General features: G+C 67.8%; 24 protein-coding genes. 16 read left to right on the top strand and 8 right to left on the bottom strand.

What is annotated here, in order from left to right; all coding sequences use genetic code 11:
- The first annotated feature begins 103 nt into the window (after positions 1-103).
- Together dapA and smpB are read left to right on the top strand one after the other, a co-directional pair.
- Complete coding sequence (gene dapA / locus ACTIEW_RS11650) at positions 104-988, top strand: 4-hydroxy-tetrahydrodipicolinate synthase (RefSeq protein ID WP_439478071.1); 885 nt, start codon at positions 104-106, stop codon at positions 986-988.
- The gene (gene smpB, locus ACTIEW_RS11645; protein ID WP_439478070.1) at positions 988-1458 is read left to right on the top strand and encodes an SsrA-binding protein SmpB; all 471 of its coding nucleotides are present in this window, start codon (positions 988-990) and stop codon (positions 1456-1458) included. Before dapA ends, smpB begins: the two co-directional genes overlap by 1 nt.
- A gap of 12 nt (positions 1459-1470) precedes the next feature.
- Here the strand turns inward: smpB and ACTIEW_RS11640 are convergent, their stop codons facing one another.
- Positions 1471-1665, bottom strand: coding sequence for a hypothetical protein (locus ACTIEW_RS11640; protein WP_439478069.1), 195 nt, complete (start codon positions 1663-1665; stop codon positions 1471-1473).
- A 130-nt stretch (positions 1666-1795) separates the two neighbouring features.
- The gene (locus ACTIEW_RS11635) at positions 1796-2437 is read right to left on the bottom strand and encodes a uracil-DNA glycosylase (RefSeq protein WP_439478068.1); all 642 of its coding nucleotides are present in this window, start codon (positions 2435-2437) and stop codon (positions 1796-1798) included.
- Positions 2438-2497: 60 nt separating this feature from the next.
- On the opposite strand from ACTIEW_RS11635, the gene folK reads away from it, so the two are divergent.
- The 6 genes from folK to acpS all read left to right on the top strand — a co-directional run bounded on the left by folK (position 2498) and on the right by acpS (position 7601).
- Positions 2498-3055, top strand: coding sequence for a 2-amino-4-hydroxy-6-hydroxymethyldihydropteridine diphosphokinase (gene folK, locus ACTIEW_RS11630; protein WP_439478067.1), 558 nt, complete (start codon positions 2498-2500; stop codon positions 3053-3055).
- A gap of 84 nt (positions 3056-3139) precedes the next feature.
- Positions 3140-3499 carry a DNA-directed RNA polymerase subunit omega gene (gene rpoZ, locus ACTIEW_RS11625; protein WP_292124797.1) on the top strand — a complete coding sequence of 120 codons (360 nt, stop codon included), beginning with the start codon at positions 3140-3142 and terminating at the stop codon, positions 3497-3499.
- A gap of 101 nt (positions 3500-3600) precedes the next feature.
- A complete protein-coding gene (locus ACTIEW_RS11620) occupies positions 3601-5787 on the top strand; it encodes a RelA/SpoT family protein (RefSeq protein WP_439478066.1) in 2187 nt (728 codons plus the stop codon).
- A gap of 39 nt (positions 5788-5826) precedes the next feature.
- Positions 5827-6414, top strand: a complete 588-nt coding sequence (pyrE, locus tag ACTIEW_RS11615; protein ID WP_439478065.1) for an orotate phosphoribosyltransferase — start codon at positions 5827-5829, stop codon at positions 6412-6414.
- Between the two features lie 3 nt (positions 6415-6417).
- On the top strand, positions 6418-7203 hold the full coding sequence (locus tag ACTIEW_RS11610; RefSeq protein WP_439478064.1) for a pyridoxine 5'-phosphate synthase: 786 nt from the start codon (positions 6418-6420) through the stop codon (positions 7201-7203).
- Positions 7200-7601 (top strand): holo-ACP synthase, encoded by a 402-nt coding sequence (acpS, locus tag ACTIEW_RS11605; RefSeq protein ID WP_439478063.1) that lies wholly within the window; start codon positions 7200-7202, stop codon positions 7599-7601. Before ACTIEW_RS11610 ends, acpS begins: the two co-directional genes overlap by 4 nt.
- Before the next feature lie 5 nt (positions 7602-7606).
- Here acpS and ACTIEW_RS11600 read toward each other — a convergent pair whose 3' ends face one another.
- A complete protein-coding gene (locus tag ACTIEW_RS11600; RefSeq protein ID WP_439478062.1) occupies positions 7607-8083 on the bottom strand; it encodes a hypothetical protein in 477 nt (158 codons plus the stop codon).
- A 246-nt stretch (positions 8084-8329) separates the two neighbouring features.
- On the opposite strand from ACTIEW_RS11600, the gene lepB reads away from it, so the two are divergent.
- The 4 genes from lepB to ACTIEW_RS11580 are packed head-to-tail and all read left to right on the top strand — an operon-like array spanning position 8330 to position 11949.
- The gene (gene lepB / locus ACTIEW_RS11595; RefSeq protein WP_439478125.1) at positions 8330-9058 is read left to right on the top strand and encodes a signal peptidase I; all 729 of its coding nucleotides are present in this window, start codon (positions 8330-8332) and stop codon (positions 9056-9058) included.
- A complete protein-coding gene (gene rnc, locus ACTIEW_RS11590) occupies positions 9058-9774 on the top strand; it encodes a ribonuclease III (protein ID WP_439478061.1) in 717 nt (238 codons plus the stop codon). Before lepB ends, rnc begins: the two co-directional genes overlap by 1 nt.
- Complete coding sequence (gene era, locus ACTIEW_RS11585; protein WP_439478060.1) at positions 9771-10718, top strand: GTPase Era; 948 nt, start codon at positions 9771-9773, stop codon at positions 10716-10718. The genes rnc and era overlap by 4 nt, the downstream gene beginning before the upstream one ends.
- A gap of 4 nt (positions 10719-10722) precedes the next feature.
- Complete coding sequence (locus ACTIEW_RS11580) at positions 10723-11949, top strand: serine hydrolase domain-containing protein (RefSeq protein ID WP_439478059.1); 1227 nt, start codon at positions 10723-10725, stop codon at positions 11947-11949.
- A 128-nt stretch (positions 11950-12077) separates the two neighbouring features.
- Here ACTIEW_RS11580 and ACTIEW_RS11575 read toward each other — a convergent pair whose 3' ends face one another.
- The 4 genes from ACTIEW_RS11575 to ACTIEW_RS11560 are packed head-to-tail and all read right to left on the bottom strand — an operon-like array spanning position 12078 to position 14133.
- The gene (locus ACTIEW_RS11575; RefSeq protein WP_439478058.1) at positions 12078-12740 is read right to left on the bottom strand and encodes a dihydrofolate reductase family protein; all 663 of its coding nucleotides are present in this window, start codon (positions 12738-12740) and stop codon (positions 12078-12080) included.
- Between the two features lie 5 nt (positions 12741-12745).
- Complete coding sequence (locus ACTIEW_RS11570) at positions 12746-13258, bottom strand: SRPBCC family protein (protein ID WP_439478057.1); 513 nt, start codon at positions 13256-13258, stop codon at positions 12746-12748.
- A 40-nt stretch (positions 13259-13298) separates the two neighbouring features.
- Positions 13299-13802 carry an SRPBCC family protein gene (locus ACTIEW_RS11565; RefSeq protein ID WP_439478056.1) on the bottom strand — a complete coding sequence of 168 codons (504 nt, stop codon included), beginning with the start codon at positions 13800-13802 and terminating at the stop codon, positions 13299-13301.
- Entirely contained in the window at positions 13786-14133 is a 348-nt protein-coding gene (locus tag ACTIEW_RS11560; RefSeq protein WP_439478055.1) for an ArsR/SmtB family transcription factor, read from the bottom strand. Before ACTIEW_RS11560 ends, ACTIEW_RS11565 begins: the two co-directional genes overlap by 17 nt.
- A gap of 116 nt (positions 14134-14249) precedes the next feature.
- Between ACTIEW_RS11560 and ACTIEW_RS11555 the strand changes: the two genes are divergently transcribed.
- Genes ACTIEW_RS11555 through parC form a run of 4 tightly spaced genes read left to right on the top strand, consistent with a single transcriptional unit; the run spans position 14250 to position 18606 of the window.
- The gene (locus ACTIEW_RS11555; RefSeq protein ID WP_439478054.1) at positions 14250-15194 is read left to right on the top strand and encodes a nuclear transport factor 2 family protein; all 945 of its coding nucleotides are present in this window, start codon (positions 14250-14252) and stop codon (positions 15192-15194) included.
- Positions 15195-15246: 52 nt separating this feature from the next.
- Positions 15247-15978, top strand: coding sequence for a DNA repair protein RecO (gene recO / locus ACTIEW_RS11550; RefSeq protein WP_439478053.1), 732 nt, complete (start codon positions 15247-15249; stop codon positions 15976-15978).
- A 52-nt stretch (positions 15979-16030) separates the two neighbouring features.
- The gene (locus tag ACTIEW_RS11545) at positions 16031-16357 is read left to right on the top strand and encodes a hypothetical protein (protein WP_439478052.1); all 327 of its coding nucleotides are present in this window, start codon (positions 16031-16033) and stop codon (positions 16355-16357) included.
- A gap of 47 nt (positions 16358-16404) precedes the next feature.
- On the top strand, positions 16405-18606 hold the full coding sequence (parC, locus tag ACTIEW_RS11540) for a DNA topoisomerase IV subunit A (RefSeq protein ID WP_439478051.1): 2202 nt from the start codon (positions 16405-16407) through the stop codon (positions 18604-18606).
- Here parC and ACTIEW_RS11535 read toward each other — a convergent pair.
- A complete protein-coding gene (locus tag ACTIEW_RS11535) occupies positions 18590-19009 on the bottom strand; it encodes a hypothetical protein (protein WP_439478050.1) in 420 nt (139 codons plus the stop codon). The genes parC and ACTIEW_RS11535 overlap by 17 nt on opposite strands.
- Between the last annotated feature and the right edge of the window lie 88 nt (positions 19010-19097).

Below are 19097 nucleotides of genomic sequence, written 5' to 3'. Positions count from 1 at the left end.
CTCCATGCGTCGCAGTTGCGGTCGGGCGACCGGCAACCTACCCTCCAACGCTTAATATCCGGCGACTGTCGCCCCGATTTTCCACGCAGGACCAACTGTCTCAATGACCGCTCCCTTGTTCAAGGGCGTGATCACCGCCCTGATCACACCACTTCGTGACGGAAAGGTGGACGAAGCCGCCTTCACAGGGCTGCTGGAACGCCAGATCGCCGCCGGGGTTCACGGCGTCGTGCCGATGGGCACCACGGGCGAGAGCGCCTCGCTGTCCCTCGACGAGCACAAGCGGGTGGTGGAGTTATGCGTGCAGGTCGCGGCCGGGCGCGTCCGCGTCATCGCCGGGGCCGGGTCGTCGGCGACGGACAAGGCGATCGAACTGGCCCGCTTCGCCAAGACTGTCGGCGCCGACGGCGCCCTGATCGTCACCCCCTATTACAACCGGCCCTCGCAGGAGGGACTGGCCCGGCATTTCGAGGCGATCGCCGAGGCCGTTCAGCTTCCGGTGCTGCTGTACAATGTCCCGGGCCGTACCGGCGTGGACATGGCCAATGAGACCGTGGCGCGGCTGGCGGCGCATCCCAACATCGTCGGCATCAAGGACGCGACCGGCGACCTGTCGCGGGTCAGCTGGATGCGGGCCCATATCGGCGAGCAGTTCGACCTGATCTCGGGCGACGATCCCAGTTATCTCGGCTACCACGCCCATGGCGGAGTCGGGGTGATCTCGGTGACATCCAATGTCGCGCCCGAGGCCATGGTCGCGATGCATGAGGCCGCGGCGGCGGGCGACTACGCCACGGCGCGCGACTGGCAGGACCGGCTGATCGGTCTGCACAAGGCGCTGTTCCTCGACAACTCGCCGGCGCCGACGAAATACGCCCTGTCGCGCATGCAGCTGTGCGGCGAGGAGATGCGCCTGCCCCTGTCCCTGACCTCCGATGCGGTGAGGCCGGCCATTGACCGCGCCATGGCGGATGCGGGTCTGGGCTGATGGCTTCCACAGCCCCCAAGATGAAGATCATCGCCGAGAACCGGCGGGCGAAGTTCGACTATTTCCTCGAGGATTACATCGAGGCCGGCATCATGTTGCTCGGCACCGAGATCAAGGCGCTGCGCGACGGCCGGGCCAATATCGCCGAGAGCTATGCGGCGGTGGAGGGGCGCGAGATCATGCTCGTGAACGCCGACATCCCGCCCTACAAACAGGCCAATCGCTTCAACCACGAACCGCGCCGGCACCGGAAACTGCTGCTGCACCGCAAGCAGATCGACAAGCTGATCGGCGCCGTCCAGCGCGACGGCCAGACCATCATTCCGGTCAAGCTGTACCTGAACGAGGCGGGCAAGGCGAAGATCGAGATCGCCCTGGCCAAGGGCAAGAAGCTGCACGACAAGCGCGAGGCGACGGCGCAACGCGACTGGCAGAGGGACAAGGCCCGGCTGCTCAAGGACCGGGGTTGAGCGCCGCCTCGATCAGCTGACCGGCTGGGCGTCCAGCACACCCGGCGCCGGCGCCGTCATATAGGCGTCCACCCCCCCGGGGCCGACCGAGGGCTGGCTCCATTGCTGGATCACCATCCCCATGGCGGCGATCAGGCCCGCCATCAGCAGCGCCCACAGCGCCGTCTTTCGTTCCTGGGGCGAGAAGACCCCGTTCGACCTACGCATCACAGCCTCCAAAGCTGATCAATCAACGCAAGGTACGCGGCACTGTTCCTGGAGGATGACGCTACACCCGGCGCCCGCTGATTCGCGTGGCAGGAGAGCCACACTCGCCGGGCACGCGAGTGAAAACCGGTCAGGATTCGATGATTTCGCGGGCGCGCCGGAAGATCGCCTCGAACATGGCGGGGGTCAGCCGGCCGGTGTTCGTGTTGAGGCGCGAGCAGTGATAGCTGTTGAGGATCACATAGCCGCCCAGCGCCGCCTCGACGCCGTGGCCGGGCGGGGCCGCGGAGCCCGGCAAGCCCAGCGCTTTCAGCACATTGCGCCGCGAGACGTCGCCGAGGGTGACGATGACCCTGAGCCGGGGCAGGGCGGCGAGGCGGGCGGTCAGGAAGGGGCGGCAGGTCGCCTCCTCTATGGGCAGGGGCTTGTTGCCGGGCGGGGCGCAGCGGACAGCGTTGGTGATCATGCAGTCGACGAGCCGCAGGGTGTCGTCGGGCCGGGCCTCGTATTGGCCGGTGGCGAAGCCGGTCCTGAGCAGGGTCTCGTAGAGAATCCAGCCCGCGCCGTCGCCGGTGAAGGGCCGGCCGGTGCGATTGGCGCCGGTGCGGCCGGGGGCCAGGCCCGCGACCAGCAGCCGGGCGTCCGGGTCGCCGAAGGAGGGGGCGGGGCCGTTGAACCAGCCGGGGTTCTGGCGCGCGTTCTCGCGGCGGTACTCGACCAGTCTGGGGCAGAGAGGACAGTCGCGGGGCGGTTCGGAGAGGGCGGTCGACAAGCGGGCGAATCCTTCGGCGACGGGCGGGCGCGCCTGCCTTCATTGGTGTAAGAAGAGGGGATGGAAAAGCCCGGCCCGCAGCACAAGGCGCCGCCGCCCGTTCCGCTCGACGGCGGGGCCGGGCTGGACGACGCCGTCGTGGTGGCCCTGGGCTGCAACGACCCGGGGGCGTGGAGCGACTGCCGCGAGGCGCTGGAGGCGGCCTTGGCGCGGTTCCGCGCCGAAGGGATCGATGTGGTGGCGCGATCTTCGTGGTGGCGGTCGGCGGCCTGGCCCGACCCGAACGATCCGCCGTTCCTGAACGGGGTGGTGATCGTCCACACGGCGCATGGCCCGCACGCGCTGATGGCGGCGCTCGGGCGGATCGAGGAGGTCTTTGGACGCCAGCGCGGCGCGGCCAATGCGCCGCGGACCCTGGACCTGGATCTGATCGCCTATGGTCGCACGACCGGCGACCTCGACGGCCTGATCCTGCCTCACCCGCGCGCAGCCGGGCGGTTGTTCGTGATGGGGCCGCTGGCGGAGATCGCGCCGGGGTGGGTGCATCCCGACGGGGAGACGGCCGAGGCGCTGGCCGACCGCGCTCCGATCGGAAAAGACGCGACGCCGCTGCGTTGAAGCCTCATTCCCGCCCATGCGGCGTTGCACAATTCAGTCCAACACTCTATTTTGTGCGGTTCTCCCCCGCGCCCGAGGAATTTCATGGCCCGCGTCACTGTCGAAGACTGCATCGAAAAGGTGCCGAACCGTTTCGGTCTGGTTCTGCTGGCGGGCAATCGCGCCCGCGCCATCGCCAACGGAGCGCCGCTGACCATCGATCGGGACAACGACAAGAACCCCGTCGTGGCCCTGCGCGAACTGGCCGACTCGACGGTCGTGCCGGACGAGCTGCGCGAGACCGTCATCGTTGCGCTGCAACGCGTTGACGAGCGCACCGAAGCCGAGGACGAGGCCGAAATCGTGGGCCTGCTGGCTGAACCCCAGCACATGAACATGGCCGAGGCCGAGCTGATTCGCGCGCTGCAAAGCGACCGCGACGGCGGGCAGGAGGAACGCTACTGACGGCGGATCCCGCCAACGGTATCACCATCCTGCCGGCGCGGCAGCCCGCGCCGTCGCCCGAACCCGCCAATCTGAACGATCCCGGCGGTCCGCGTCCTCATGTGGACCCGGAACCCCATCCCCGCTCAAGGGTGCTGCGCCAGTTCGAACTGGTCGAGGCCGTGCGCGCCTATGATCCCACGGCGGATGAGGCGCTGCTGAACCGGGCCTATGTCTATGCGATGAAGATGCACGGCTCGCAGTTGCGGGCTTCGGGCGATCCGTATTTCGCCCATCCGATCCAGGTCGCGGGCATACTGACCGACTACCGGCTCGACACAGCCACTATCGTCACCGCCCTGCTGCATGACGTGGTCGAGGACACCTCGGCGACACGCGACGACATCGCCGAGCGGTTCGGCGAGGAGGTGGCCTCGCTGGTCGAGGGGGTGACCAAGCTGTCGCGGCTGGAGCTTCAGGCCGAGCACACGCGCCAGGCCGAGAACCTGCGCAAATTCATTCTCGCCATCTCCAAGGACGTCCGCGTCCTGCTGGTGAAGCTGGCTGACCGTCTGCACAACATGCGGACGCTCAAACACGTCAAGCCGGAGAAGCGCGAGCGCATCTCCCGCGAGACGCTGGAGGTCTATGCGCCGTTGGGCCGGTCGATCGGCATCCATTCGATCGCCTCCGAACTGGAAGAACTGGCGTTCGAGCATCTGAACCCTACGGCCCGGACCGCCATCGAGCGGCGGCTGGAGGCGTTGAAGCTGGAGCATGGCCGCGCCATCAATGGCGTCTCCCGCGAGGTAGAGCGCGTGCTGCAGGAGGCCGGGGTCCGGGCCCAGGTGTTCGGCCGGCAGAAGACGCCCTATTCGATCTGGCGCAAGCTGCAGCGCAAGTCCGTCGGCTTTTCGTCGCTGTCGGACATCTACGGCTTCAGGGTCATCGTCGAGGCTGAGGACGACTGCTACCGCGCCCTCGGCGTGATTCACCGCGCCTGGCCGATGGTGCCGGAGCGGTTCAAGGACTTCATCTCCACGCCCAAGTCGAACAATTACCGCTCCCTGCACACGACCGTGGTCGGACCGTCCGGCCTGCGCATCGAGATGCAGATCCGCACCGAGCCGATGGACCGGGTGGCCGAGGACGGGGTGGCGGCGCACTGGGCCTACAAGAACAAGTCCTACGGCTTCGACCGCGAGGCCATGGAGGCGGACGGCGGGCGGGACCCGCTGCAGAACCTGCGCCACCTCGTGCAGGTGATCGAACACGGCGAGGGCGGCGAGGACTGGGTCGAACACGCCAAGCTGGAGATGTACCTCGAGCAGGTGTTCGTCTTCACGCCCAAGGGGTCGCTGATCACCCTGCCGCGCGGCGGTATGGCGCTGGATTTCGCTTATGCGGTCCACACCGAGGTCGGCGACACGGCGGTGGGGGTCAAGATCAACGGCGAACTGAAGCCGATGCGGACCCAGCTGCAGAACGGCGACGTGGTCGAGATCGTGCGCGGCGCCAAGCGCGAGATTCCGGTCGACTGGCGCTCACTGACCATCACCGGTCGGGCGCGGTCGGCGATCCGGCGGCACATCCGTACGTCGGAGCGGGGCGAGTTCCAGAAACTGGGCCGGGCGACGCTGGAACAGACCCTGTCGCGCGCCGGCAAGACCCTGGCGGAGGTGTCGCTGAAGGCCATGCTCGAGACCTTCGTCTTCGCCGCCGAGGAAGACCTGTACGAGGCCATCGGGCGCGGCCGGGTGTCGGCGGCCAAGGTCGGCGAAACCCTGTTCCCGGCGCTGAAGGGGCGGCTGAAGGCCAGCCCGGACCGCAAGCGGATCGGTGACGAACAGGCGCGGCTGTTCGTGCGCGGCGGCGGGCTGACGCCGGGTATCAGCGTCCATTTCGGCCATTGCTGCTCGCCCGTCCCCGGCGACCGCATCGTCGGCATCCTGGAGCCCGAGGCCGGACTGACCGTCCATACGATCGACTGCCAGCAGTTGGCGGACTACGCCGATGACGACTCGGTCTGGCAGGATCTGCAATGGACGCCCCAGGCCGAGCAGGGCGCGGTCGCCGCCGCCCGCATCCGCGCCACCATCAAGAACGCGCCAGGGGTGCTCGGGCAGGTCGCGACCATCATCGGCGAGGCAGGCGGCAACATCCTGAATCTGGTGATGAGCCACCGGCAGCAGGACTTCTTCGACGTCGACATCGACATGGAGGTCGAGGACGCCAAACACGCCACCGCCATCATGGCCGCCCTGCGCACCAATCCGTCGGTGGATACGGTCGAGCGAGCGCGGGGCTAGGGCCTTGCGGCGACGGTTGCGCCCGCTATGACAAGCGGCATGACCTCAGACGACGTTCTCGACGAATTCCGCGGCGCCGGCGCCCTGCGCGAAGGCCATTTCGTGCTGTCCTCGGGGCTGCACAGCCCGGTGTTCCTGCAGAAGAACCTGGTGTTCATGGACGCGGCGCGGTGCGCCCGGCTGTGCAAGGCGCTGGCCGAGAAGATCACGGCGGCGGTCGGACCGGTCGATGTGGCGATCTCGCCGGCCGTCGGCGGCATCATCCCCGGCTATGAGACCGCGCGCTGGCTGGGCGTGCCGTCGATGTATGTCGAGCGTGAAGGCGGCGAATTCAAACTGCGGCGCGGCTTTCATGTCGAGCCCGGACAGAAGGTCGTCATGGTCGAGGACATCGTCACCACCGGCCTGAGCTCGCGCGAATGCATCGCGGCCATCAAGGCGGCTGGCGGCGAGGTGGTCGCCGCGGCCTGTATCGTCGACCGCTCGGGCGGACGGGCCGATGTCGGGGCGCCGCTGGTGGCGCTGGCGACGCTGGACGTCCCGGCATACCCGGCCGACGCCCTGCCGCCCGAACTGGCGGCCCTGCCGGTCGAGGATCCCGGCAGCCGGCGACTGGCCAGGGCCTGAGCGATGGCTGAGCGGCTTCGCCCCCCCGGTCGCTTGAGATTGGGCGTCAACATCGACCACGTGGCGACCGTGCGAAACGCGCGGGGCGGGCAGTATCCCGATCCGGTCCGTGCGGCGGAGGAGGCCTTGGCCGCAGGCGCCGACGGCATCACCGCCCACTTGCGTGAGGACCGACGCCATATCTCGGACGCTGACATCGACAGCTTGTCCGACCTGCTGCGCGACCAGTCGCGGCCGTTGAACCTGGAGATGGCCGTGACGCAGGAGATGCTGGCCATCGCCCTGCATCATCGCCCCCACGCCGTCTGCCTCGTGCCCGAGAAGCGCGAGGAACGGACCACCGAGGGCGGGCTCGACGTCGTCGGCGGCCATAACTGGATCACCCCCTTCGTCGGCAGGCTGAACGAGGCCGGGTCGCGCGTGTCCCTGTTCATCGGGGCCGACCCGGGCCAGATCGACGCCGCCCACCGCACCGGTGCGGCGGTGGTCGAGTTGCACACTGGCGCCTATTGCGACGCCGTGCGCGAAGGCCGGGACCAAGAGGCCGAAACCGAGCTCGCCGCCCTGCGGGCCGGGGCCGCCCGCGCCGCCGCCCTCGGCCTGGAGGTCCACGCGGGTCACGGCATCGACTATGAAACCGTGCAGCCGATCGCCGCCATTCCCCAGGTCGCGGAACTGAACATCGGACACTTCCTGATCGGAGAGGCTATTTTCGTCGGCCTGGGTCCGGCCATCGCCCGCATGCGCGCCCTGATGGACGACGCCCGAGCTCCGGACGCCACGGCGTGATCATCGGCGTCGGCGCGGACCTGTGCGACATTCGCCGGATCCAGACCTCGCTGGACCGGTTCGGGGACCGGTTCACACAGCGCTGTTTCACCGACATCGAGCGCGCCCGGTCGGACCGCAAGCCAGACCCGGCCTGGAGTTACGCCAAGCGGTTCGCAGCCAAGGAAGCCTGCGCCAAGGCGCTGGGCACGGGCATGCGGAGGGATGTGTACTGGCGCGACATGGGGGTGGTGAACATGCGTTCCGGCCAGCCCACCCTGGCCCTGACCGGACATGCCGCAGAGCACCTGGCGAGGCTGACACCGGCCGGTCACGAAGCCCGGATACACCTGACGCTCAGCGACGAACACCCGTATGCGCTCGCCTTCGTGGTGATCGAAGCCTTGCCGACAGCTTAATCACGTTATACCGATTTCGCCGCAAAGACCGCGAACAGCGGCTGGGGGACAGAGTCACAATGAGCGACGAGCACAAGCCGCACGACGATCACGGCGCAGGTCACGGCCACGGCGCGGGTCACGGGCCCGACGCCGGGCACGGTCACGACGGCCCCGACGCCCTTCCGGCCGCCCAGGCCCCCGGCCACGACGACCATGGTCATGCCCCCGACCCTGCCGATCATAGCCATGACGATCACAGTCATGTCGCGCCGGCCGCCACTCACGGCCATGAGGATCACGGAGACACGCCGGCCCATGCCGATCATGGGCATGATGATCATGCCGCCCCGGCTACGCACGGCCATGACGATCATGGTCACGCCGCACACGACGACCACCCGCCGGCCCCGGCGCACGGCGACCACGGTCACGACGATCATGGACACGCCGCCGCTGCGCATGACGATCACGCTCATGAGGCCCCGGTGCACGAGGCGCATGGCCATGACGATCATGACCATGCCGAGCCGGCCGCTCACGACCATGACGACCACGCCGCCCACGACGCCGCCCCGGCGGTAGCCGCCGTCGCCGCGGCAGGCGCCGCCGCCTCCGCCTCGTCCAAACCGCCGGTCTGGAGCGATTCCGGCGACGCGCCCTTCGAGGACGTCGACGCGACCCCGGTCTATGCCCGCGGTTCAGGCGGCAAGAAGCGCAAGTCGAAAGACGGTTCAAGCAGTGAGGGCATGGAGATCTTCAAGACGATCTTTTTCGCTCTGCTGATCGCCCTGGTGCTGCGCGTGGTGCTGTTCCAGCCCTTCACCATTCCATCCGCCTCGATGGAGCCGAACCTCTATGAGGGCGACTACATCGTCGTGTCGAAGTGGACCTACGGCTATTCGAAACACTCGATCCCGTTCAGCCCGCCGATCTTCAATGGCCGCACCATGCTGCCGATGGTCAGCCAGGAGCCCCGGCGCGGCGACATCGTCGTGTTCAAGCTGCCGCGCGACAATGAGACGGACTATATCAAACGCCTGATCGGCCTGCCCGGCGACCGCATCCAGATGATCGACAATGTGCTGTTCATCAACGGCACGGCGGTCCGCGATGTCGAGATGAGCCGCCAGGATGTGCAGAACCTGTACGGAACCCAGGCGGTCATCCAGCTGCGCGAGACCCTGCCGGAAGGCCGTGAGATCAACATCCAGGACTGGGGCCCGGGCAATATCTCCGACAACACCCCGGTGTTCGAGGTGCCCGCGGGTCACTACTTCATGATCGGCGACAATCGGGATAACTCGCAGGACAGCCGTTATGACGAGTCCGCCGGCGTCGGCTATGTCCCGGCCGAGAACCTGATCGGCAAGGCCGAGATCATCCTGTTCTCGTGGTCGCCCGGCGCCTCGCTGTGGAACCCGGTCAGCTGGTTCTCGAAGATCCGTCCGAGCCGGTTCTTCACCGTCCTCGACTGATGGCTGACAGACGGGCCGAGGCTGTTCAGGTGCTGCGGCGCCGCCTCGGCCACGACTTCAGGGATCCGGCGCTGCTGGATCTGGCGCTGACGCACGCCAGCGTGGGGGAGGGTGCCGAGCGCGACGCACGGGGCCGTCCCTTCGCCGACAACCAGCGGCTGGAGTTCCTCGGCGACCGGGTGCTGGGCCTGCTGGTCGCCGACCGGCTGGTGCGCGACTTCCCCGGCTCCAACGAGGGTGAGATGTCCTCGCGCCTTCATGTGCTCGTCGACAAGGCCGCCTGCGCCCGCGTGGCCGAGTCTCTGGGAGTCGGCGACGCCATGCGGCTGTCCCCGGGCGAGACCAAACAGGGCGGCCGCCGCCGCGAAGGCGTGCTGGGCGACGCCATGGAAGCCTTGCTGGCGGCGGTCTGGCTGGACGGCGGCTTCGACGCGGTCCGGGCGGTGTTCGACCAGGCGTGGAAGGACGAGCTGTCCGCCCCACCGCAAAAATCACTGACCAATCCGAAATCAGCGCTGCAGGAATGGGCGCTGGGGCTCGGAAAGCCCCTGCCGGCCTACCGGATCGTGGAACGGAAGGGGTCGGACCACGCTCCCACTTTCACGGTGGAGGCCAGCGTAGCCGGATATCCGCCCTTGACCGCGCACGGCCGTTCGCGTCAGGACGCGGAGAAGGCGGCCGCGATCGGTCTGCTGCAGCGTGAAGGCGTGATTTGACCGATACAGAAACCCAGCGGGCCGGCTTCGCCGCCATCATCGGCGCGCCCAATGCGGGCAAGTCCACGCTGGTCAACCGGCTGACCGGAACCAAGGTCTCTATCGTCACGCAGAAGGTCCAGACCACGCGCTTTCCCGTGCGCGGCATCGCCATAGAGGGCGACGCCCAGATCGTGCTGGTCGATACGCCGGGAATCTTCACGCCGCGGCGCCGGCTGGACCGGGCCATGGTCGCCTCGGCCTGGGGCGGGGCATCGGATGCGGATGTCGTCGTCCACCTGATCGACGCCGCCTCGCACATCGCCGCCGAGGGCAAGGAAGGCCAGGCCGCCGACCGACGCTCGGCTGAGGACACCGAGACCATCATCGCCAATCTGAAGGCGACCAACACACAGGTCATTCTGGCGCTTAACAAGATCGACGGCATGCGCCGTGACACCCTGCTGGCCCTGTCCCACAAGCTGTTCGAAACCGGCGTCTATTCCGAGGTCTATATGATCTCGGCTCTCAGCGGCGACGGGGTCGACGACCTCAAGCAGCGGCTCGCCCGTTCGATGCCCGCGGGGCACTGGCTCTATCCCGAGGACCAGTCCGCCGACGTGCCGATGCGGGTTCTGGCCGCCGAGATCACCCGCGAGAAGGTCTATCTGCGCGTCCACGAGGAGCTGCCCTATTCAGCGGCGGTCGAGACCACGGCCTTCGAGGACAAGGCTGACGGCTCGGCCCGGATCGAACAGATCATCTATGTCGAACGCGAAAGCCAGCGGCCCATCGTGCTGGGCAAGGGCGGCCAGACCCTGAAATGGATCGGCCAGAAGTCGCGTGAAGAGCTGACCGAACTGCTGGATCGCCCCGTGCACCTGTTCATCACGGTCAAGGTCGACCCGAAATGGCAGGATTCCAGAGCCCTCTACGCCCAGTTCGGGCTGGATTTCGACGTCTAGACCCTTGTTCCACGTTCCCAGACAATCCGGCGGCCATCCCCGGCTGGCGATGGTCGCCATCGCCGTGCTGTTCGTGCTGGTCGTCGGGCTGGTCGCCTGGGTCACTGTTCGGCCTGCGCCGACAGCGCCGGAACCGGAGCCACCGCCGCCACGCCCGCCCCTCGTCGTCGTCGAGGCCTTGCCGCAGCTGACGGAGCAGCTGAACCGCTGGAGCGCCTCGGGCCAGTTCACCGGCGGCGTGCTGGTGGCGCGGGGCGACGAAGTGCTGTTCCGGCAGGTTCATGGGTTCGCAAACCGGAAAATGGGGACGCCGCTGGAACTGAATTCCCGCTTCCGACTCGCCTCGGTCAGCAAACAGTTCACCGCCGCCGCCATTCTGAGGCTGCAGGATGAGGACGTGCTGTCGATCGACGATCCGCTGTGCAAATGGATCCAGCCGTGTCCGCCGGCGTGGGCGCCGATCCGGCTGCATCACCTGCTCGGGCACAGCTCGGGCATTCCGGATCTGATGGCGCGGCCCGCCTGGGGTATTCGGCGCGTGACGCCAGCCTCGATGGAAGAATTGACTGCGGAATCCACACAGTATGGCCTCCAGTTCCCGCCGGGAACGAAGGTCCGCTATAACAACGCCGCCTACAACCTGCTGGGCGCCGTTGTCGAGAAGGCCAGCGGAAAGCCGCTGCACCACTATCTGCACACCGCCTTCTTCGAGCCGCTCGGCATGGCCGACACCGGGTATGACGACGGCGCCTCGGATGTGGTCATGGGCTATGCCAACCTGGCCGGCGGCCTGACCGAACAGCCCAACGCCAATGTCAGCATCATCGTCGGGGCGGGGGCCCTCTATTCGACTCTCGACGACCTGCTGGTTTGGCAGCGCGCCCTGCATGGCGGCCATCTGTTGAGCACGCGCAGCCATGCAATGATGCTCGCCGATCACGCCCCGGCGGACACCCCGGACGAACGCGGGCGGCCGCGCCGCAGCTGGGGCTTCGGCGTCTTCGACAACAGCATCGGGCAGCGCGTCTCGCCGTCCTTCCTTGATCGCCAGGTCTTCCATACCGGCAGCTGGTCGGGATTCCGCAACCTGATGAGCTATCAGCCGGACGGGGATGTCACCGTGATCGTCCTGTCCAACAATTTCCACCAGCGCGACGCCGTCTTCCTGCTGTCCCAGCAGGGCATGGCCGAGGCGCTGGGGCGGCCGTTCCCGACGGCGATGGCGCGCTGAACCGACCGATACATCCACGACAAGTGTTATCGGCGATAACCACGACAATTTCCGCGATATGCGCGACATCATCGACAAGTCGGAGAGGGCGCGCGCCGCCATGGGACATCTGACTCACCCGCTGACTCTCAGTCCTCGCGGGCCCACCGCTCCCGCCGCGCCAGTTCAGCCTCGCTGGGCTTGATCTCGCCGAATGAACCCGTCGGCGGCGGCAGATCGGTCCGCTCCCAGGTATTGGCCACGACACCGGACGTGGAATGCCGTGTCTTTGTCAGCGTCCAGGCGCGGGGGTTCGCGGCGCCGTCGAACAGCCGTTTGCCCCCGCCGAGGATGACCGGGAAGGTCAGCAGGGTCAGCTGGTCGATCAGGTCGTGGGCCAGCAGGGTATGGACGACCTCGCTCGATCCCTGGATCAGCAGGTCGCGGCCCTCCGTCGCTTTCAGCGCGCGCACCGCTTCGGCCAGGTCGCCTTCCAGCCGATGGCTGTGAGCCCAGGTCAGGGGTGTTTCCGGCCCGGCCGCGACGTATTTGTTGATGGCGTTGAACGTCCCGGCGATCTCTCCCTCCATCTGCGGCCACCAGGCGGCGAAGATCTCATACGTCCTGCGGCCCAGCAGCAGGTCGTAGTCCTCGCCCATGGCCTCGCCCATCAGCCCGCCGGAGGCCTCGTCGAAATGGGGCCACACCCATCCTCCGAACCCGAAGCCGCCGGTCGCGTCCTCGTCCGGTCCGCCCGGCGCCTGCATGACGCCGTCGAGACTGACGAAGCTCGCGGTTCTGATCTTGCGCATGGTCCTTACTCCTGACGTCCCACGGACGTCCGGGCCGGATGGCCCGCGCCGCCTGTCGCCAGAAAGGCCTCGAGCCGTTCGAAGGTGCTGGTCCAGCCGTGTTTGTGCCCGGTCAGGCTCTGTTCGGACTTCAGTCCCTCATGGGTGAAGTCCATCAGGGTGCCGCCGTCCGGCGCGTCGCCGAGCTGAAGGGTTACAAGCGTATCCACGGGTGGCCCGTCCTCATGGGACTCATCCCATTTGAAGGTGAAGACCAGCCGTTCGTTCGGCACGATCTCGCGATAGACGCCGCCCTGCCACAGGTCCTGACCGGTGTCCGGCGAGCGCAGACAGGCCCGCCATTCTCCGCCGACGCGCAGGTCCTGGGTGGCGCTGACCGCCGGCCATTCGACCGGACCCAGCCACAGCACCATGACCTCGGGGTTGGTCCACGCCCGCCACACCAGCGGCCGCGGCGCATCGAAATGACGCTGCATCTGCAGGGTGGGACGGGTCGCGATACTGTCGACGAAGGTCATCGGGCGGGCTCTTCAGCGGGTCCGGTCGGGCCGGGGAGGGTCAGTGGGTCTTGAGCAGTTCGGCCAGCTGGTCGGCGCACGTTCCCCAGCCCTCATGGAAGCCCATGGCCTCGTGCTGTTTCATCGTCTCGGCGTTCCAGTGACGCGCCGTGGCGACATATTCGGTCCTGCCGTCGGCCATCGGGGTAAGCTCCACGGTGGCGACCATGAACGGTTGGCCGGCCGGCGCCCAGTCAGGCGTGAAGGCGTCGGTCGTGATCCAGCGGCGGTCCGGAATGGCTTCGAGGAAGATGCCGCTGTTCGGAAAGCGTTCGCCGTCGGGTCCATGCATGATGAAGTTGAACACCCCGCCGGGGCGCGGGTCGACCTGCACGTCCGAGATCGTCCAGGGCCGCGGCGCGAACCACTGCTGCAGCAGTTCCGGGGTCATCCAGGCCTTCCAGATTCGCTCCGGCGTGGCGTCGAGAACGCGGCGCAGGACGAGGGCGTGCTGATGGGCGACGCCGTCGGTGTTGCAGGGATTGGTTTCAGTGTCCTGGGCCACGAGGGTCTCCCTTCTGGATTTTCTTCAAATAGGCGTCGAGGCGGTCGAAGCTGGCGTCCCAGTAGCGACGGTAGTGCTCCAGCCAGTCGGCGATGCCCTTCATGCCCATCGGTTCGAGACGGGCGGGCCGCCATTGGGCCTCGCGGCCGCGGCTGATTAGACCGGCCTTCTCGAGCACCTTCAGGTGTTTCGACACCGCCGGCAGGCTCATGTCGAACGGGGCGGCCAGATCGTTGACGCTGGCCTCGCCCTCGCACAGCCGCGCCAGGATGGCCCGACGGGTCGGGTCGGCCAGGGCGGCGAATTTGGCGGAGAGGGGATCGGTCTGCATGGGGTGAGCTTCGTGTGTAACTGGGAGGTTAAATGCAGGGACTGCTCCTGGCTGTCAACCGTTCGGTTAAATGAAGGCCGGACGGGTAAGCAGGGACGACCGTTCCGGAGCCCGCCATGCTGTCTCTCGTCGCCGCCGCCGTAATCATGACCACGCCCGCAGCCGCTAGCGATCCGCCCGAAGCGGCGGCCGCCGCGGCGCTTGAGGCCATGCACGCCGCCGCCGCCCGCTCCGACGGCGCCGCCTGGGCTGATCGCCTCGCGCCCGGCCTCGTCTGGGTCGGCAATGAGACGTCCGAACGCTGGGACCGCGAGGCCTTCCTCGGTTTCGCCGCCCCGGTGTTCGCCCGCGGCGAGGGCTGGGTCTATTCGGCCCGCGATTCGGGCGGTCAGCGCCATGTGACCCTGGCCCCGGACCCCTGCGCCTGCGTGGCCTGGTTCGACGAGGTGCTGGACAGCGTGACCTACGGCACGGCCCGCGGCGAGGGCATGCTGGTCCGCGACGGCGAGACCTGGCGCGTGCTGCGCTACGCTCTCAGCTATCCGATCCCCAATGACCTCGCGAACGGCATGACGACCGAGATCAAGGCCTTCGAAGCAGCCACGCCGATCGTGGACGCACCGGGCGAGGCCGCGGACACGCCGGAGGAGGAGGCCGCCGCCGGGGTGCTGGACGCCCTGCACGAGGCGGCGTCCAGGGCGGACAGCGCGGTGTATTTCGACCTGTTCACGCCCGACGCCACCTATATCGGCACGGATGTCACCGAGCACTGGAGCATCGCGGAGTTCCGGGCCTATGCCGAGCCGTATTTCGCCCGCGGACGCGGCTGGACCTACACGCCGCGGTCCCGCTCCCTGACCCTGGCTCCGCTCGACTGCCGCTGCGTGGTCTGGTTCGACGAAGCGCTGGACAGCCAGTCGTACGGCACCAGCCGGGGCACAGGGGTGCTGGTGCGCGGGGCTGACGGCCGGTGGCGGATCGCGCTGTACGCCCTGACCTTCCCCATTCCCAACGCCCTGGCGCGGGACATGATGGCGCGGATCCGGGCAGCGGCTGAATAGTCGGAAAACGGAACGTATGGCCAACTCCGGCCCGGACCTCTAACACCCACCGATGGATTTCACCGACGACGCCTTCGTCCTGTCCGCCCGCGCCCACGGCGACACCGGCGTGGTGGTCGAACTGCTGACCGAGACCCACGGGCGGCGCCCGGCCTATGTCGCCGGCGGGGCGTCGCGGCGGATGAAGCCTTTCCTGCAGGCCGGCGCGCGCGTGACGGCCGAGTACAAGGCGCGGACCTCGGACCACCTCGGCTCGGCCCGGCTTGAGCCGGTGGGGGAGGGGCCCAGCGCCCTGTTCGACGATCCCCTGGCCCTGACCGGCCTGGCCGCCGCCGCTGCGGTGGCGCAAGGTGCGATCCCGGAACGCGAGCCGCATCCCGGCGCCTTCCTGGCCTTCGAGGCGCTGATGTCGGCCTTCGCCCTGCCGGACGTCTGGCCCGCCATCTTCGTGCGCTTCGAGGCCGGGCTGCTGGAGGATCTCGGCTTCGGCCTCGACCTGAGCCGCTGCGCCGTCACCGGGACCATGGACGACCTGATCTGGGTCAGCCCCCGCACCGGCCGCGCCGTCAGCCGCGAGGCGGGGGAGCCCTATGCTGACAAGCTGCTGAAACTGCCGCCGTTCATGCTGGGGGCGCAGGCGGGGCTCGGCGACGGCGACGTGGGGGCTGGCCTCGACCTGACCGCCCATTTCCTCGAGCAGTTTGTCTTCCACCCCCAGAACAAGCCGATCCCACCGGCGCGAGTGTGGATGATCGACAAGCTGCGCGAGGCGGGACGGCTTTAGCGGGTTGCCCAGCAAGTCCAGGGCGCCCCATAAATCGTAGCGGTGGGGCCTCATGATCTATTTTCTAATTCTTCCGCTCTGGATTCTCGGCCTCCTGGGGTGCGGGCTTCTGGCCCTCTTCAAGCCGGTGCGGGTGCTCGCGGCATATCTGGCGCTGATGGGCACGGCGGGGGTCTGGCTATCGTTGGCGCTTTCGACCCTGGCACTTGTCGTGCCGGCCTGGATTAATCTGCCTTCAGACTCCAACGTCGGCGGGTTTCTGCTGATCGGGGGCTATCTGGCGGGGATGGCGGGCGGCGGTATTCTGGGCGCTGTGCTGGGCGCGCTACTGGCGCAGAAACTGACCGGCAAGCGGCCGATCATTTCGCGACCGGTCTGAGGCGCAGGGGCTAGACTGGCGGATCACAATCCGCGATTCGAAGGCCCATGACCGTTCACACCCCGCCGCCGGAAGGCGGACGCATCGTAGACGAGCCGATGAGCGAGGCGCTGTCGCGCCGCTATCTGGCCTATGCGCTGTCGACCATCACCAACCGGGCCCTGCCGGACGTGCGGGACGGCTTCAAGCCGGTGCACCGGCGCATCATGTACGCCATGCACCAGATGCGGCTGAACCCGCAGGCGGCGGCGCGCAAATGCGCCAAGGTCGTCGGCGAGGTCATGGGCGGCTACCACCCGCATGGCGACGCCTCCATCTATGACGCCCTGGTGCGCCTGGCGCAGGACTTCTCGCAGCGCTATCCGCTGGTCGACGGTCAGGGCAATTTCGGCAATATCGACGGCGATAACGCCGCGGCCATGCGCTACACCGAGTGCAAGCTGACCGCCGCCGCCGTCCTGCTGATGGAGGGCATCGATCAGGACTCGGTGGACTTCAAGGCCACCTATGACGATCAGGACGAGGAGCCGGTCGTCCTGCCCGCCGGCTTCCCCAACCTTCTGGCCAACGGCTCGTCGGGCATCGCTGTCGGCATGGCCACTTCGATCCCGCCGCACAATGTCGGCGAACTGATCGACGCCTGCCACCTGCTGCTGGAGCGCCCCGAGGCGACCACGGAGGAACTGGCGACCATCGTCCCGGGACCCGACTTCCCCACCGGCGGCGTCGCCGTCGAGGGCCACGCCTCCATCCTCGATGCCTATGAGACCGGCCGGGGCGGGGTGCGCCTGCGCGCCCGCTGGGAGACCGAAGACCTCGGCCGCGGCGTCTGGCGCATCATCGTCACCGAGATGCCCTATCAGGTGGGCAAGTCGAAGCTGATCGCCGACCTCGCCGACCTGATCGAGCACAAGAAGGCCCCCCTGCTGGGCGACGTCCGCGACGAGTCGGCCGAAGACATCCGGCTGGTCATCGAGCCGAAGAGCCGTACGGTCGAACCCGAAGTCTTGATGGAAAGCCTGTTCAAGCTCTCTGACCTCGAGATCCGTTTTCCGATCAACATGAACGTGCTGGACGCCGCCGGCACGCCCCGCGTCATGGGGCTGAAGGCCTGTCTGCGGGCCTTCCTCGATCACCGGCGCGAGGTGCTGGTGCGGCGAGCCGGCTGGCGGATCGACCGGGTCGAGAAGCGGCTGCACCTGCTGGAAGGCCTGCGGATCGTCTTCCTCAACATCGACGAGGTCATCCGCATCGTCCGTGAGGAGGAGCAGCCCAAGGCGGTCCTGATCGCCCGCTTCGGCCTTTCGGAACTCCAGGCCGACTTCATCCTCGACACTCGCCTGCGTCAGCTGGCGCGGATTGAGGAAATGACGATCGAGAAGGAATACAAGGCGCTGGCGGACGAACTTGCGGCGCTGCAATCGCTGTCGTCGTCGCCCGCCAAACAGTGGAAACAGGTCGGCAAGGACCTGGAGGCCGTGCGCAAGGCGCTGGTCTCGCCACGTCGGACCACCATCGCCGAGGCGGTGAATGCGTCAGCCTACGTGTCGGTCGAGGCCTTCATCCCGCGCGAGGCCATCACCGTCATCCTGTCCGAACGCGGCTGGATCCGCGCCGCCCGGGGCAAGGTCGAGGACCCGTCCGAGCTGAAGTTCAAGGAGGGCGACAGTCTCGCCTTCCTTGTCCCCGGCTATACGACCGACAAGATCCTGGTCGCGGCCTCCGACGGCCGCATCTTCACCGTCGGCGCCGACAAGCTGGCCTCGGGCCGCGGCCACGGCGAGCCGTTGCGGCTGATGATCGACCTCGATGAGAAGGCCGACATCATCAACCTGCTGACGCACCAGCCGGGCGGAAAATTGCTGGTCGCGTCAAAGGCCGGCTATGGCTTCATCGCGCCCGAGGACGAGCTGCTGGCCCAGAAGCGCGGCGGCAAACAGGTGCTGAACGGCGAGATGCTGGCCGCCATCCGGGTGCACGGCGACCACGTCGCGGCCATCGGCGACAACATCAAGGCCCTTATCTTCCCGCTCGCCGACCTGCCCGAGATGGGTCGAGGCAAGGGGGTCAAGCTGCAGAACTACAAGCAGGGCGGCCTCGCTGATGTGGCGGTATTCGACGGCGCCCATGGTCCCGAATGGGTCGACGGCGGCGGTCGGCGGCGCAACTGGCCCGACTGGAAGGACTGGCTGGGCAAGCGGGCCGGAGCCGGGCGTCAGGGTCCGCGCGGGCTCAGGAAGTTCCGTTAGACTCGGCCATCCAGGCTTGCACCAGCCGCAGGCAGGCATCGTGGTCTGCGTTCAACCGGCCAATCGCCGCGTCGGCGGCGGCCTGATCGCCGCTCCGGGTGATTGAGCCCAGGGCGCGACCCGTGCTGGCAGCGAAGGCCTCGGCCAGCTGGGCCTCGGTCAAGCCAAGCGGCTGGGCGAAGAGAGTCGCCGCACTGATGAAACCTCGCCCGTTCCGATCGGAACTGGCCTGCGCCTCGGCATTGCCGTTGAATGCATGCAGCGATGACGTCGCGGCCATCACCCCGGCGCAGTTCATGGCCTGTTCGTAGCGCTCAGAGGTCGCCGGGGCCGGCGCGGAAGGCGGCGGTGTGTCCTGGGCGGAGGCGAGGAAGAAGGCGAAGGCCAGAAGCGGTGCGAACATGGAGTTCCCTTTGACAGGCGCCAACCTATCCGCCGCGGAGAGGCGCATCAATCAGTTCCGCAAGTTCGCCGAATCCGGGATTGCGCCG

This window comes from Brevundimonas sp., assembly GCF_051860745.1.
Lineage (GTDB): Bacteria > Pseudomonadota > Alphaproteobacteria > Caulobacterales > Caulobacteraceae > Brevundimonas.
This window is presented reverse-complemented; position numbering and strand designations above follow the sequence as displayed.